Annotated in this window: 9 protein-coding genes and 4 tRNA genes; 8 read left to right on the plus strand and 5 right to left on the minus strand. The window is 52.5% G+C overall.

All coding sequences use genetic code 11. The annotated features are described in order from the left end of the window. Window positions 1–49: 49 nt before the first annotated feature. Window positions 50–505, plus strand: a complete 456-nt coding sequence (locus tag K0H79_RS13620) for a DUF4124 domain-containing protein (RefSeq protein ID WP_220076163.1) — start codon at window positions 50–52, stop codon at window positions 503–505. A gap of 150 nt (window positions 506–655) precedes the next feature. On the opposite strand, the gene clpB is transcribed toward K0H79_RS13620, so the two are convergent. From clpB to rluD, 3 genes are all read right to left on the minus strand, one after another. Continuing rightward, window positions 656–3,229 (minus strand): ATP-dependent chaperone ClpB, encoded by a 2,574-nt coding sequence (clpB, locus tag K0H79_RS13625; protein ID WP_220076164.1) that lies wholly within the window; start codon window positions 3,227–3,229, stop codon window positions 656–658. A 148-nt stretch (window positions 3,230–3,377) separates the two neighbouring features. Further along, on the minus strand, window positions 3,378–4,142 hold the full coding sequence (pgeF, locus tag K0H79_RS13630; RefSeq protein ID WP_220076165.1) for a peptidoglycan editing factor PgeF: 765 nt from the start codon (window positions 4,140–4,142) through the stop codon (window positions 3,378–3,380). 19 nt (window positions 4,143–4,161) lie between these two features. Beyond that, window positions 4,162–5,136, minus strand: a complete 975-nt coding sequence (gene rluD / locus K0H79_RS13635) for a 23S rRNA pseudouridine(1911/1915/1917) synthase RluD (protein WP_220065277.1) — start codon at window positions 5,134–5,136, stop codon at window positions 4,162–4,164. A 122-nt stretch (window positions 5,137–5,258) separates the two neighbouring features. On the opposite strand from rluD, the gene K0H79_RS13640 reads away from it, so the two are divergent. The 6 genes from K0H79_RS13640 (at window position 5,259) to K0H79_RS13665 (ending at window position 8,557) form a co-directional block, all read left to right on the plus strand. Then, window positions 5,259–6,023: an outer membrane protein assembly factor BamD gene (locus tag K0H79_RS13640; RefSeq protein ID WP_220076166.1), complete on the plus strand. Its 765-nt coding sequence runs from the start codon at window positions 5,259–5,261 to the stop codon at window positions 6,021–6,023. 302 nt (window positions 6,024–6,325) lie between these two features. Further along, window positions 6,326–6,401: transfer RNA gene (locus K0H79_RS13645), tRNA-Phe, on the plus strand. Between the two features lie 52 nt (window positions 6,402–6,453). Beyond that, window positions 6,454–6,540 (plus strand) — tRNA-Leu (locus K0H79_RS13650). A gap of 37 nt (window positions 6,541–6,577) precedes the next feature. Then, a tRNA-Leu gene (locus K0H79_RS13655) sits at window positions 6,578–6,664 on the plus strand. Window positions 6,665–6,694: 30 nt separating this feature from the next. Next, window positions 6,695–6,781 (plus strand) — tRNA-Leu (locus K0H79_RS13660). Window positions 6,782–6,931: 150 nt separating this feature from the next. After that, the gene (locus tag K0H79_RS13665; RefSeq protein WP_220076167.1) at window positions 6,932–8,557 is read left to right on the plus strand and encodes a methyl-accepting chemotaxis protein; all 1,626 of its coding nucleotides are present in this window, start codon (window positions 6,932–6,934) and stop codon (window positions 8,555–8,557) included. 187 nt (window positions 8,558–8,744) lie between these two features. Here the strand turns inward: K0H79_RS13665 and K0H79_RS13670 are convergent, their stop codons facing one another. Both K0H79_RS13670 and K0H79_RS13675 read right to left on the minus strand, forming a co-directional pair. Then, a complete protein-coding gene (locus K0H79_RS13670; RefSeq protein WP_220076168.1) occupies window positions 8,745–10,319 on the minus strand; it encodes a diguanylate cyclase in 1,575 nt (524 codons plus the stop codon). 99 nt (window positions 10,320–10,418) lie between these two features. Next, window positions 10,419–12,284: a methyl-accepting chemotaxis protein gene (locus tag K0H79_RS13675; RefSeq protein ID WP_220076169.1), complete on the minus strand. Its 1,866-nt coding sequence runs from the start codon at window positions 12,282–12,284 to the stop codon at window positions 10,419–10,421. A gap of 270 nt (window positions 12,285–12,554) precedes the next feature. Between K0H79_RS13675 and K0H79_RS13680 the strand changes: the two genes are divergently transcribed. Continuing rightward, window positions 12,555–13,508: an ornithine cyclodeaminase family protein gene (locus K0H79_RS13680; protein WP_220076170.1), complete on the plus strand. Its 954-nt coding sequence runs from the start codon at window positions 12,555–12,557 to the stop codon at window positions 13,506–13,508. Window positions 13,509–13,573: the final 65 nt, after the last annotated feature.

Consider the following 13,573-nt stretch of genomic DNA (forward strand, 5'->3'; position numbering starts at 1 on the left):
ACCACATTTTCGCCAATCACAGGCGAGTGCTTTATGGAGGCAGGGCCTTATGGAATTCAGGTACCAGGCAATACTCATCCCTTTACTCTTGGTTTGCGGTATGAGTCAGGCCGCGACCATTTATAAATGGGTGGATAAGAATGGCGTGACGCATTTCAGCGAGCAGCCACCACCGGATGAGACTCAGACGCAAACCCTGAATGCCGCAGAACTTGAGCCCAAGCCCATTGGCTTTGATTCACCCAAGCCCATTCTCAAGAACGACGAGACAGTATCGGATGAACAAAAAAATGCCGATTTGGTTCGTCAGCAAAATGCCGACCAGGCTGACGCCATTTGTGAGCAAGCGAAGCAGAATCTGGACGTACTGTCCAACTTTAGCCGCGTAACCCGTAAAGATGACTCTACCGGCGAGCCCGTGATGATGACCGACGAAGAGCGTGAGACTGCTCTCTCAGACGCCAAAAAGCGGATTTCACTTTTCTGTAAAGACGGGAAAAAGTAGCCCACGCCGAATATTCGAATATTCGTGACATTGACTACAGGTAATAAAAGAGGGAGCCTGCCGGCTCCCTCTTCTTTATGGTCTGAATTGCACATGACCAATAAACCACGACATTTGCGGCTCAGTATCCAATGACTGTGCTTTGTCGGGTTATTGGGCAAACACCAACTCAGCATCCTGGCAGTCAACCCGAATGGGTTTGCCGGGGATAAACTCACCCCGCAGCAGTTTCTGCGCCAGCGGATTTTCAACCTCTTGTTGCAGCGCCCGTTTCAGCGGCCGCGCACCATAAACAGGATCAAAGCCGGCTCTGGCAATAAAGGCCAGCGCTTCTTCGCTGAGGTCGAGCTCAAACTCTCTCTCAGCCAACCGCCTGCGCAGCGATTCGATTTGGATGGAGGCAATGTTCTTGATGTGCTCTGCATCCAGCGGGTGGAACACAACCGTTTCATCAATCCGGTTCAAAAACTCGGGCCGGAAGCTGTGCACCACCACATTCATCACTTCTTGCTTCATCTGGGCATAATCCAGGGTACCGAAGCGCTCCTGAATAATGTCTGAGCCGAGGTTTGAGGTCATGATCACCACGGTATTGCGGAAATCCACGGTGCGGCCCTGGCCATCGGTCAGGCGACCATCGTCCAGCACCTGCAACAGAATGTTGAACACATCCGGATGCGCTTTTTCCACCTCATCGAGCAGAATGACCGAATAAGGTTTGCGGCGCACAGCCTCGGTAAGGTAACCGCCCTCTTCGTAACCCACATAGCCGGGAGGCGCCCCAACCAAACGGGAGACCGAATGCTTCTCCATAAATTCTGACATATCGATACGCACCAGCGCCGATTCGGTGTCGAACAAAAACTTCGCCAGTGATTTACATAACTCGGTTTTACCCACCCCGGTCGGGCCGAGGAACAGAAATGAACCGATGGGACGATTTGGATCGGCAAGCCCGGCGCGGCTTCTGCGAATAGCATTGGCCACGGCATCCACGGCCTCGTTCTGACCAATCACCCGCTCATGCAGCGCATGCTCCATTTGCAGCAGCTTTTCACGCTCGCCTTCGAGCATCTTGGCCACAGGAATACCGGTTGCCTTGGACAGTACCTCGGCGATTTCCACGTCGGTCACCTTGTTGCGCAGCAGCTTCATGTCCTGCATTTCGGCTTGTGCCGCCAGGTCGAGCTGCTTTTCAAGCTCGGGGATACGGCCATATTGCAGCTCAGACATGCGGGTCAGATCGCTCGCCCGGCGGGCCACTTCCAGATCCATACGCGCCTGCTCGAGGTCTGCTTTAATATGCTGGGTTCCCGCGAGCGCGGCTTTCTCGGTACGCCAGATTTCGTTGAGCTCATTGGCCTTGGCTTCCACGTCTTTCAGCTCATGGCGCAAATGCTCCAAACGTTTGCGGCTGGCTTCGTCGTTTTCTTTCGCCAGCGCCTGCTCCTCCAGCTTAAGCTGAATGGCACGGCGCTCCAGGCGGTCAAGCGATTCCGGCTTGGAGTCAATCTGCATCCGAATGCTGGACGCTGCTTCATCAATCAGGTCGATGGCCTTATCAGGCAGTTTCCGGTCTGACACATAGCGGTGCGACATGCTCGCCGCGGCCACAATGGCCGGATCGGTAATTTCCACATGGTGGTGCAGCTCGTAACGCTCCTTGAGACCGCGCAAAATGGCAATGGTGTCTTCCACCGAGGGCTCGTCCACCAGCACTTTCTGGAAGCGGCGCTCGAGGGCGGCATCTTTCTCTACATACTGGCGATATTCATCCAAAGTAGTGGCACCAACGCAGTGCAGCTCACCGCGGGCAAGTGCAGGCTTGAGCATGTTACCCGCGTCCATGGCGCCGTCACTCTTACCGGCACCCACCATGGTGTGCAGCTCATCGATAAAGAGGATCACCTGACCTTCTTCCTGAGCCAGCTCATTGAGGACAGCTTTCAAGCGCTCCTCAAACTCACCTCGGTATTTGGCACCGGCCACCAGCGCGCCCATATCCAGGGACAACACCCGCTTGTTTTTAATGCCCTCCGGCACCTCGCCATTAACAATCCGCTGGGCGAGCCCCTCGACGATGGCGGTTTTACCCACACCGGGCTCACCGATGAGCACGGGGTTATTTTTACTGCGGCGCTGCAAGACCTGAATGGTGCGGCGAATTTCATCGTCACGGCCAATTACAGGGTCAAGCTTGCCCTGCTCTGCGCGCTCGGTCAGATCAACAGTGTACTTTTTCAGTGCCTGACGGTTGTCTTCGGCGTTGGGGTCATCCACCTTCTGGCCGGCGCGGATATCTTCAATGGTTTGCTCCAGCCGCTCTTTGGTGGCGCCCGCCTGTTTGAGAATTTGCGCCAGGGTGTCACTGCCTTCCAGCGCGGCCAGCACAAACAGCTCGCTGGAGATGTATTTGTCTTTACGCTTTTGCGATAGCTTGTCGCACAGGTTCAGCAAACGAATTAGTGCTTGCGACAACTGCACATCACCGCCGGTGCCTTCTACCTGTGGCTGACGTTCCAACTCCTGGGACAGCAGTGAGCGCAGGTTGCTCACCCGAATGCCGGACTGGGTTAATAAAGGGTGAATGGAGCCGCCGTCCTGATTCAGCAGCGCCATCATCAGGTGCACGGGTTCGATAAATTGGTGGTCTCTGCCAAGGGCCAGAGACTGAGCATCAGATATGGCAATCTGGAATTTGTTGGTCATACGATCGAGTCGCATACAGCCTCCTGTAACTAGGACCGCATTGAATTTTAGTTACCCAAGAATGGTTACCTAAAGGTGGTCACCTGAGAGTAGTTACCTAAAAGATGGGGCTGCAAACGGGATTTTCAAGTGCGCAAATAATAATCACACACAAAAATGGAGGTTAATCCCGCCAGATGAGGGAGGCCATACGACCGGTCACGCCGTCGCGCCGGTAGGAAAAGTAATCATTGGGGTGAGAATAGGTGCAGATGTCTGTCGAGAAACACTGCACCACACCAGCATGCATCAGTCGTCGCTTCGCCAATGAAAAGAGGTCGGCCAGAAACTTATTCTGGCCAGATGCCGTGAAACACACGTCGGAGCCAGGATCCTGCGCCATAAACGCGTCGCGCACTTCCGCCCCCACCTCAAACGCTTGCGGGCCAATGGCGGGGCCCAGATAAGCATAAATTTGCTCGGTAGGCGCAACGAAACAGGCCAGGGTTTGCTCAAGCACACCATCACACAAACCACGCCACCCTGCGTGGGCAGCCGCAATCTCCTGACCATCGGCGGAGGCAAAAAGCACAGGTAAGCAGTCGGCCGTCATTACGGCGCACACTGTACCGGCACTATTGGTGTAACTGGCATCGGCAACGGGTAGCTTTGCGCCACCGGAAGCTGCAGCTGAAATATTGCCGCAACCCTGTTGTTTGTCATCAACCCGGTACACTTCTGTCCCGTGCACCTGCTCGAGCCAAAGTGGCTCGGCGGGCAACGCCAGGGCTGCCACAAGCTCGCGGCGATTGCATTCAACCCGCCCCGCATCATCCCCCACATGCAGCCCAAGGTTCAGGCCGTCGTAGGGTGGGTCACTTATGCCACCCTTACGATCGGTAAAGGCAAGCTTCACACCGGGAGGTAGTGGCCAATGCGGGCGCAACATCTCAGCTATCCCCTTGGTATCAGATATGGTCCTGAGGATTGGCCTCAGTATCTTTACGAAGGGCCTTGGTCAGCAACACCATGTCTTCAGGGATTGGCGCGTTGAAGGACATGATTTCCATGGTGACCGGGTGCGCAAGCTCGAGCCTGACTGCGTGCAGCGCCTGACGGGTGAAGCCTTTCAGGATTTCAAAAAACTCCGGGCTGGCATTTTTAGGCGGCTTTGGACGACCACCATATACAGGGTCCCCCACCAGCACATGACCAATGTGCGCCATATGCACACGAATTTGGTGAGTACGGCCGGTTTCCAGACGCAGACGCAAACGGGTATGGGCACGGAACTTTTCGGCTACCCGGTAATGGGTCACCGAAGGACGGCCACTGTGGTGCACCGCCATATGGGTGCGCTTGGTTGGATGACGACCAATAGGAGCATCCACAGTACCGCCGGCTGTCATGGTACCAAGCACTATGGCTTCGTATTCACGGGTGATATCACGGGCCTGCAGCGCAGCAACCAAATGAGTCTGGGCCTCTACCGTTTTTGCCACCACCATCAAACCAGTGGTGTCTTTATCCAAACGATGGATGATACCGGCTCTGGGCACATGCTCAATTTCAGGACAGTGGTGCAAAAGTGCATTCATCAGGGTGCCATCGGCATTTCCGGCACCGGGATGCACGACCAGACCGGCCTGCTTATTGATCACCAGAATATGGTCGTCTTCGTAGACGATATCGAGATCGATGGCCTGGGCCTCTGCTGCGACTTCTTCTTCCAGGGTGGCCTCAATCTCAATGACTTGAGATTCGAGTACCTTTTCTCTGGGTTTAGTCACAACGACACCATCTACGTAGACGTTGCCACCGAGGATCCATTCTTTCAGCCGGGTACGCGAATAGTCGGGAAACAACTCCGCAATGGCTTGATCCAGTCTCAGCCCCGTTTGTGTTGCTGAAATCTCGCTTTTTAGATTAATCTCTTGGGTCATGGGAACCGTACCCCGGTATCGGGGTCCAAAGTGGTATGCTATCTGTTACAATCGGATGTTTTCCATTTTATCGTGAAATGGAAGAATTCTTAACTACAACTTCAAAAGAATTGAATTCAAGTATGTATAAATTTGCCAAAGGCTCGGCCGTTGCCTTGTTCGCGCTGGCGCTGGGCGCTTGTAGCAGCTCAGGAAGTCAGGAAGATCTCGTACTGAGCCAGAAGTCACCTGAGGCACTTTATGCCCAGGCCAGAACCTCCATGGAACTGGGGAATTTCTCCAAAGCCGTTAAAAGCCTGGAAGCCCTGGATTCCCGTTTCCCCTTCGGTGCGCACAAGACTCAGGTTCAGCTGGACATGATCTATGCCTACTATAAGCTGGACGACACCCCCCAGGCGATTGCCAACATTGACCGCTTCCTGCGCCTCAACCCCACTCACCCCGATGTGGACTATGTGCAGTATATGCGGGGCCTGGTAAACATGCAGGCTGACAACTATCTGTTCCATGACATGATGAACATAGATCGTACCGATCGCGATCCCAAAAACGCCATGGATGCCTTTAAGGACTTTGAGCGTCTTATCAAGATCTATCCAAACAGCAAATATGCGGCCGATGCCCATCAACGGATGCAGTTTTTGAAAAACCGCCTGGCCCGCTACTCCATTCAGGTGGCTGAATACTACGTCAAGATGAATGCATGGAGTGCCGCAGCCGTTCGAGCTCAAACTGTGATGGAGTCCTTCCCGGGTACTCCATCTACAGAACGTGCACTGGAAATTATGGCCCAGTCCTATGATGAGCTTGGCCAGGAACAGCTTAAAAAGCATGTCCTGATGGTGATGCAGGAAAATTTCCCTGCCAATGAGATGCTGGAAAACTAAGGTACCGCCACCTGTAATAACGCCCGGCTATAGGCCGGGCGTTGTTTTTTTGGCCTTTAACCCGATTTTTCCAACCTTTTCCCTACCACAACCCCTTATATCCTCTCCCTTTACTCGCTATATACCCCTTTCTAAAACCCACCCTAGTTCCATAGGGATTTCCTGTATTGCACAATAAAAACACACAAAAACACCGCTTTCAGACCGATTCGGGCAAAACTTATCCAAACACACATATTTTTGAAATATTCCTGAGAAAAGAGTTGACTCAAAACTCCAAAAGCTATTTAATGCACCCCGTCGCCCGAATAGCTCAGTTGGTAGAGCAGCGGATTGAAAATCCGCGTGTCCCTGGTTCGATTCCGGGTTCGGGCACCACCTTCAACTTAAGGTGCTCAGGCGACTGAGAAAAATTGCAAGGCAGTACAGTGCAGGTGTGGTGGAATTGGTAGACACGCCAGCTTCAGGTGCTGGTGCCCTTACGGGCGTGGAAGTTCAAGTCTTCTCACCTGTACCACTTTGCAATTATAGTTAGCTGTACAAAGACTCATTGTGCAGGTGTGGTGGAATTGGTAGACACGCCAGCTTCAGGTGCTGGTGCCCTTACGGGCGTGGAAGTTCAAGTCTTCTCACCTGTACCAATTAACACAAAGAGTCTTTAACAATACAGTGCAGGTGTGGTGGAATTGGTAGACACGCCAGCTTCAGGTGCTGGTGCTCTTACGAGCGTGGAAGTTCAAGTCTTCTCACCTGTACCAAACAAATAAACCTCGCAATGCGAGGTTTTTTTGTATCTGTAATATCCCTCCCGAAAATACCTCCGTTTGCTATACCTATAACTATGGCTCAACCAAAGGCATGACAGAGTCAGGCGAAGGAGAGTCCATTTACCCTGTCGGGGGTCTCCGATGAATCAATTGCAGATTAAACACAAGATGCTGCTGGGATTTTTTATTCCTGTGCTGCTGCTAATCATCGTTTGCGGCGTCTCCATGAACATCATGTCCAAAATAGAAGACGGCGTGCTTCGCATCTACCATGACAGAGTCGTTCCTCTTGAAGATCTCAAACTGATTGGCGATGACTATGCCGTATTTGTCATTGATGCCATCAACAAAGCCAATGCAGGTGGTTTTTCCGCTGAAGAAGCCAGACACGGTTTAATCGAAGCCAACAAGAACATTGCCAACCGCTGGGACAAGTACATGGCGACCGAGCTGACCTCTGACGAACAAAAGCTGGCCCAACAGGCACAGCAACTGTTTGCTCCAGCCAATCGGCAAATTCAACTTCTCCTGGACAAACTCGCGGGCAAATCAGGCAGCGTCATTGGTCAATTCAGTGGCGACATCATGCCCCTTTACGAAGTCATCGATCCCATCAGCGGTAAAATTGCCGAGCTTGTCGCGCTGCAAATTCACATTGCCGACATGGAGCGTGAGCAGGTAGAGACGCTGCACTCCAGCTCGCTGAAATGGTTTATCAGTCTTGCCGCCTTTGCCATCGTCATCACCAGCTTTTTCGGTTTTTGGGTTAATCGGGGAGTCATGACCCCCGTGACCGAAATACGCCAAAAGCTCATGATGATGCGGGATAAATCGGATATGACAGTCAGCTTTACCGTTTTCCGTGATGATGAACTGGGTCAAATATCCAAAGACTTGAACGGCGTGGTAAACCACCTCAGGGGCATTTTGAAGAGTATTGCCGAAGCCGCATCGACCCTCGGGGACTCTGCTGATGAATTGAATGAGTTTACCCGCCAAGCTAATGATCGCATGTTCAAGCAGCAATCGGAGACTGAGCAAACCGCCACCGCCATGAATGAAATGACAGCCGCAGTGGCAGAAGTTGCGCAAAGCAGCAACTCAGCCGCAGAATCCGCCAGAAATGCCGATGAAAGTGCCGCCAAGGGCAACAGCATAGTGCAGCAGTCCATCAGCAGCATGTCGGTGCTCGCGTCACAAATTCAGGGAACGGCTGCCGTGATAGGCGAACTTGCCACCGAGAGCCAAAACATAGGACGGGTGCTGGATGTGATTAAGAGCATTGCCGAACAAACCAACCTGCTGGCCCTGAACGCCGCTATCGAAGCGGCAAGAGCGGGTGAACAGGGACGCGGATTTGCCGTAGTGGCCGATGAAGTTAGAACCCTGGCTCAGCGCACAAGCGAATCGACCCGGGAAATTGAGTCCATGATTGAATCCTTACAGCAAGGGGTGAAAAGCGCTGTATCCTCCATGGAACAAGGCATTGCCCAGGTAGACAATGCAAACCAAAGCACCAACGCCGCTGGCAGCGCGCTGCAGGACATAGTGGCGAGTGTCGACAGCATAACCCAACTCAACACCCATATAGCCACCGCCGCCGACGAACAAAGTTGCGTCGCTGAAAGCATCAATCAGAGCATCATCGCCATCAGTGATATAGCCCAGGAATCGACTCAGGCCGCAAACGATTTGAGTGAGGCAGTTAATCAACTCGCACAGCTGGCAGGACACATGCGAGCCCAGGTGGGGACTTTTGTGCTTTAGGTGACTTTTGTGTTTGAGGCCCCTTTTGAAAGCATGTGAAAAAGGTTTGGGCAAGAAAAAGTAAAAGGGACCTGCGGCCGAAGCAGACGGTGTGTAGCTGAAATACACCGTCTTATATCATAACCACACAGTAACCCGGTTGCCGTTACAGAGGCGTCTCACAACGTCTACCCCTTACAGATTTGTTTTACCCTACCGTTTTCATCAATCTGGCTGCCTGCATAAAGCGCACACACACTCGGTTGCGACCTTCTGATTTGGCCAGGTACAGCTGCTTGTCCGCCATGACCAACATATCCTGCCAGGATGTATTGGCGAACTGGGGATCGTAGTGCTCAAAGAGAACACCACCAACACTGATAGTAATGTAACCAAATTGGCCGGATGGATGGGTAATGGCAAGCTCTCTCACCCTGTGCAGCATCCGCTCTGCCAAACGTTCCATTTGCAGGGTATCGTCGCCATGAACCACGACACAAAACTCTTCACCACCAAAGCGGGTGACCAGCTCTCCCCTGCGCCGACATTCAATCAGTAGTGTCTGGGCGACCGAGAGCAAGGCTTTATCACCCGCTGTGTGGCCCTGTGTATCGTTATATTGTTTAAACTCGTCCACATCCACCATCAGAAACCCAAGAGCCCCCTTACCATCCAACCACTCCTGATGGGCCCTGGCGGCAAACGCCTCCAAGCCCCGGCGATTGGCAATGCCGGTCAGCGGGTCTTTGAAGGATAGCGATTCCAGATAGTTTTGATGCCGCTCCAGCATTTCTGCCAACTGGTTAAATGAGCCAGTCAGCCTGTGCAGCTCATCGATAAAAAAGGATTGGTTAATTTTGGTGAGTCGACCCCGGGTCGTCATTTTCACCAGCACCCGATTGATATTACCAAGGGGAGTCAATACAAACAGCGAGAGAGGCACTGAACCCAGCAGCACTACCACCATAAAAGTCGCAAAAATCAACATGGATTCACGGGAAATAAACGAGGGGATTTCACTCTTGTGATGCTGAACTGTCATCACCAGTGCAGGCGCGCCAAACACATCCTTCACCAGCCACTGATGACTTTGAGCTACCTCATCGAGGTGTATGGGATCTTCCAGAATGGGCAAGCGTCCATGAAGCCTGGGATTAGCAAGAGACAGACTGGACTCAACCAGAGTCAATTCCTTGAGCATATCCGTGAGTGAGACATCTATCAGGCGAACAACCATAAAACTGCCAATCACTTCACCATGGCCATTGCTTGGCAACACATTACTGTTGCTGAAAAACATCACCTTACTTCCGTAACGGATAACCCCCCGACGAGTACTGGCGACCTCAGCACTCACGGCCTTGGTATCGGGTAATACAGGACCAATCCAGGTAGCCTGCGACTCAAGGCTGTCCGGCAGCAGCCCCGGTACCCCTTGATATCCCCATACCAGTTTTCCGCTGGTATCAAATAAAAAGGCGCCATCCATGCCAGCGGCAACAAAGGCATCATCATAGAGATTGGATTCGATAAACTCTGGTTCGGGAGATTGGAGAAAGGCCACCATCTCATCCCAAACACCGTAATCATGGCTAAAGGTGGACAGAGGCTGGCTGAAAAAATTCATGCCCGCTTTAAGGGCCTTTACCTCCATCAACTGCTGATCCCGCACCTCATTAATCAATCCCGGGCGAATGAAAAGGCCGTGGATCAGAAACGATGTCACAAAGGCGGCCAATGTAACCAAGGTGCCGAGCAACATATTGAAATGATTGAGCCGCATACAATTATCCCCGGATGAAGCTTCATATAAGCTTAGCCCCGCACTTGGCAATTGTCCGAAAAAAACCGCCTTTCGGCGGCTTTCTCACAACACGCTGACTCAACTCACACGGAACTGGCTAACTGCACTCTGTAAATACTCGGCCCGCTCCCGCACATCGTCAGACGCTTTGGCGTTCGCCATAGCCGCATGGGAGGATTCTTCGGCGATGTCCCTGATAACTACTACGTTTTTATTCACTTCTGCCGCCACCGAACTTTGCTCTTCGATGGCCGCGGCTATCTGGGTACTCATGTCCATAATGTTGGTTACATCCTGGTTTATCTGCGCCAACATGGTACCGGCACTGGCTGCCTGCTCAGCGCTTTCTCCGCCCTGGCGCTGACTGGCCTCCATCAATTGCACAATGGAGCGGGTGCGGCTTTGCAGGGTTTGGATGATACCGGCGATTTCTTCGGTCGACTCCTGTGTACGCATGGCCAGCGAGCGGACCTCATCGGCCACCACAGCAAAGCCCCTTCCCTGCTCACCGGCACGGGCGGCTTCAATGGCAGCGTTCAGGGCCAGCAGGTTCGTTTGCTCAGCAATCCCCCGGATCACATCCAGCACACTGCCTATGGTGCCGCTGTCACGCTCAAGCTCAGCCACCACAGAGGCCGAATTGTTAAGCTGCTGCGCCAGTGACTGGATTTTTTCGATGGTTTGCTCAACGCTCTGCTGCCCTACCTGAGCATTGGTGTGTGTATGGTTGGCACGCTCGGCCGCCAGTTCGGTGTTTTTGGCAATTTCATCGATGGTGGCACCCATCTCAGTAATGGCGGTAGCGACCATGTCGGTTTCATTCAGCTGCCGAAGTACCCCATCGGACGCCTGGGTCGCGTTGGCTGACAGCTCCTGACAGGATTCATTCATCACAGCCACGGCGCCATTAACCTGCTGAATAAGCGCCCTAAAGCTCTCTACCATTTCATTAAAATGCCGGCCAATTTCAGCAATTTCATCTTCACCCGATGTGTCGCAACGCAGGGTCAGGTTTTTATCCTTGCCAACATGTGCAATCACCTGATTGATATTGTTGATGGGGGTAATGATGGCGCGGATGATCATAAAGGTCACAATTGCGACCAGCACAGCTATCACGGCAAACAGGGTTGTCGCCATGACAACACTGTCACTTTCCTCATCATGAATTTCATGAAGCGCCAGCTCCCGCAGTTCCTGGGTCGCCTGCTCAGCCTGGTCTATCACGGTTCTGAGTGCGCCCATCTTGCCGTCCTCTTTACCCAGACCAAATTCCTTTTCCTTGTTAAACAAGGCTTCGAAATTAACCTGGTAATCCGCCATCAGACGACGGATTTCATCGGCAACATCCGGACTTAAATCGGAACCATCAAGGGTGCTGTCAAAGCTGCGCAGCGTTTGCTGAAACTTCTCCAGATAACTGGCGTCTCGGCGCAACATAAAATCTTTTTCATTGCGCCGCAATTGCAGCATCTGTACAGCCAGCTCTGGCTTATTGTGTTCTTTCAGTAAGGTTTCCACATTGTGTACTGCCTCTCTGAGCCGGCCATACAAGCCAGACTTGGGGGTCAATCCAATTTGCTGCTGAAGCGTTACCACCTCGGAAAACAGTGCCAGGTATTGCCCCAACAAACTCTCAAACTGATTTAGAGGCGCCAGAGGCATGTCATATTTTTCAAAGACTTGACTAACAGCGCTCAGCTTGTTTTTTAGCTCTGCTGCATGTTGGGCGTGTCCCTGTACATAGGCCATATCACTGCGGGTTAAAAAATCTTTCTCATCCTTGCGAAGCTCAAGCATATCCCTTTCCAGCTCAACAACCGTTTGAGCGGCCAACGCCAACTCAACCTGAGTATTGCCGGAATACAGCTGCAAACCGAACATCGCCACCAGGGCACCGATCGACAACGCTGCGCTCAGCATTAATTTTTGACGAATGAGCATGTTACTTTCCCCATGTAGCGATCTTTAATAACTGTAGCCCCCTTGGCGTCTATTTGGTAACTGCACCTTAAGGGTCACAAAAGAGTCACACGTCGATTATTCTTCTGATTGAAGACATCCTTATGAGTATTGGCTGCAAATGCTCAAAACTCCATGAGTTTTAATCACTTTTTAACACCCCTCACCAGAAGCCGGATCAGTTTCAATGAGTTTACTTGCCCCTGAAAAGCTGCATACAATATCCCGTCATTTAACTTTATCTGGATCAGTATGAAAATCATCGATGGCAACCAAGTGCAACAAAAGTTGACGTTTCCAACCCTTGTCGCAGCGCTAAAGCAACAACTGTGCCGCCCATTCACCATGCCCCAGCGCCAGGTGTACGCGCTGTCTGACACTGCCGACAATCAGCACGCCTTTGCCCTGTTGCCAGCCTGGGATGAAGAAAGCATTGCGGTAAAAGCCTTTACCTACTTACCTGACAATCCAGTTAAAAACCCTGGGTGCGAGAGCCTGTACTCGCAAATATTGCTATTCGACAGAGCATCAGGCGTACCACAGGCCTTGATTGACGGCACCAGTGTCACCTATTGGCGCACTGCTGCCATCTCCGCGCTGGCAGCAAGCTTCCTCGCCCGCGAAGACAGTAGAAAACTGTTGCTGTGCGCCACAGGCAATCTGGCTACCTATATGGCACTGGCCCACGCCAGCGTACGTCCCATCACGGAAATCCGAGTATGGGGAAGAAACCCGCAAAAGGTCGCCACGACCATTGCCGCTATCGGGGCGCAGCGCGCCGATATTGAGGTAACGGCCGCAGATGCGCTGCAAGTAGATGTGCCCTGGGCCGACATCATCAGCTGCGCCACCGGATCCCCGACCCCACTCTTTCCCGGAGAATGGGTCACGCCCGGCACCCACACTGACTTTGTCGGCAATCACCACAAAGACTGTCGCGAATGCGATACCCACCTCATCGCCAACGCCCACGTCTATGTCGATTCACGGCTCAACGTCTTTAATGAAGCCGGTGAGCTCTTGATACCAGTGTCAGAGGGACGCTTTTCGCTGGATGAGGTGAAAGCTGAGCTGTCTGAACTCTGTCAGGGCTTAGAGCAGGGACGCTTGAGCGACACCGACATCACCCTGTTCAAGAGTGTGGGCTCTGCATTAGCCGACCTGGCCGGTGCAAGACTGGTTTTCAAGGTGCTTCAGGAACAATGAGTTACAAGGGATGCAAAAAATCTTGCATCCCCACTAAACCTTTCTATCTTGGACATCTGTCTTAT

Origin of the sequence: Shewanella sp. FJAT-52076, assembly GCF_019457455.1 — a bacterium.
GTDB lineage: Bacteria > Pseudomonadota > Gammaproteobacteria > Enterobacterales > Shewanellaceae > Shewanella > Shewanella zhangzhouensis.

Coding starts and splice junctions, on each gene's coding strand:
- clpB (WP_220076164.1), bottom strand. CDS start 3,229: ATGCGACTCGATCGTATGACCAACAAATTCCAGATTGCCATATCTGAT.
- rluD (WP_220065277.1), bottom strand. CDS start 5,136: ATGACCCAAGAGATTAATCTAAAAAGCGAGATTTCAGCAACACAAACG.
- K0H79_RS13670 (WP_220076168.1), bottom strand. CDS start 10,319: ATGCGGCTCAATCATTTCAATATGTTGCTCGGCACCTTGGTTACATTG.
- K0H79_RS13675 (WP_220076169.1), bottom strand. CDS start 12,284: ATGCTCATTCGTCAAAAATTAATGCTGAGCGCAGCGTTGTCGATCGGT.
- K0H79_RS13620 (WP_220076163.1), top strand. CDS start 50: ATGGAATTCAGGTACCAGGCAATACTCATCCCTTTACTCTTGGTTTGC.
- K0H79_RS13680 (WP_220076170.1), top strand. CDS start 12,555: ATGAAAATCATCGATGGCAACCAAGTGCAACAAAAGTTGACGTTTCCA.
- K0H79_RS13665 (WP_220076167.1), top strand. CDS start 6,932: ATGAATCAATTGCAGATTAAACACAAGATGCTGCTGGGATTTTTTATT.
- pgeF (WP_220076165.1), bottom strand. CDS start 4,142: ATGTTGCGCCCGCATTGGCCACTACCTCCCGGTGTGAAGCTTGCCTTT.
- K0H79_RS13640 (WP_220076166.1), top strand. CDS start 5,259: ATGTATAAATTTGCCAAAGGCTCGGCCGTTGCCTTGTTCGCGCTGGCG.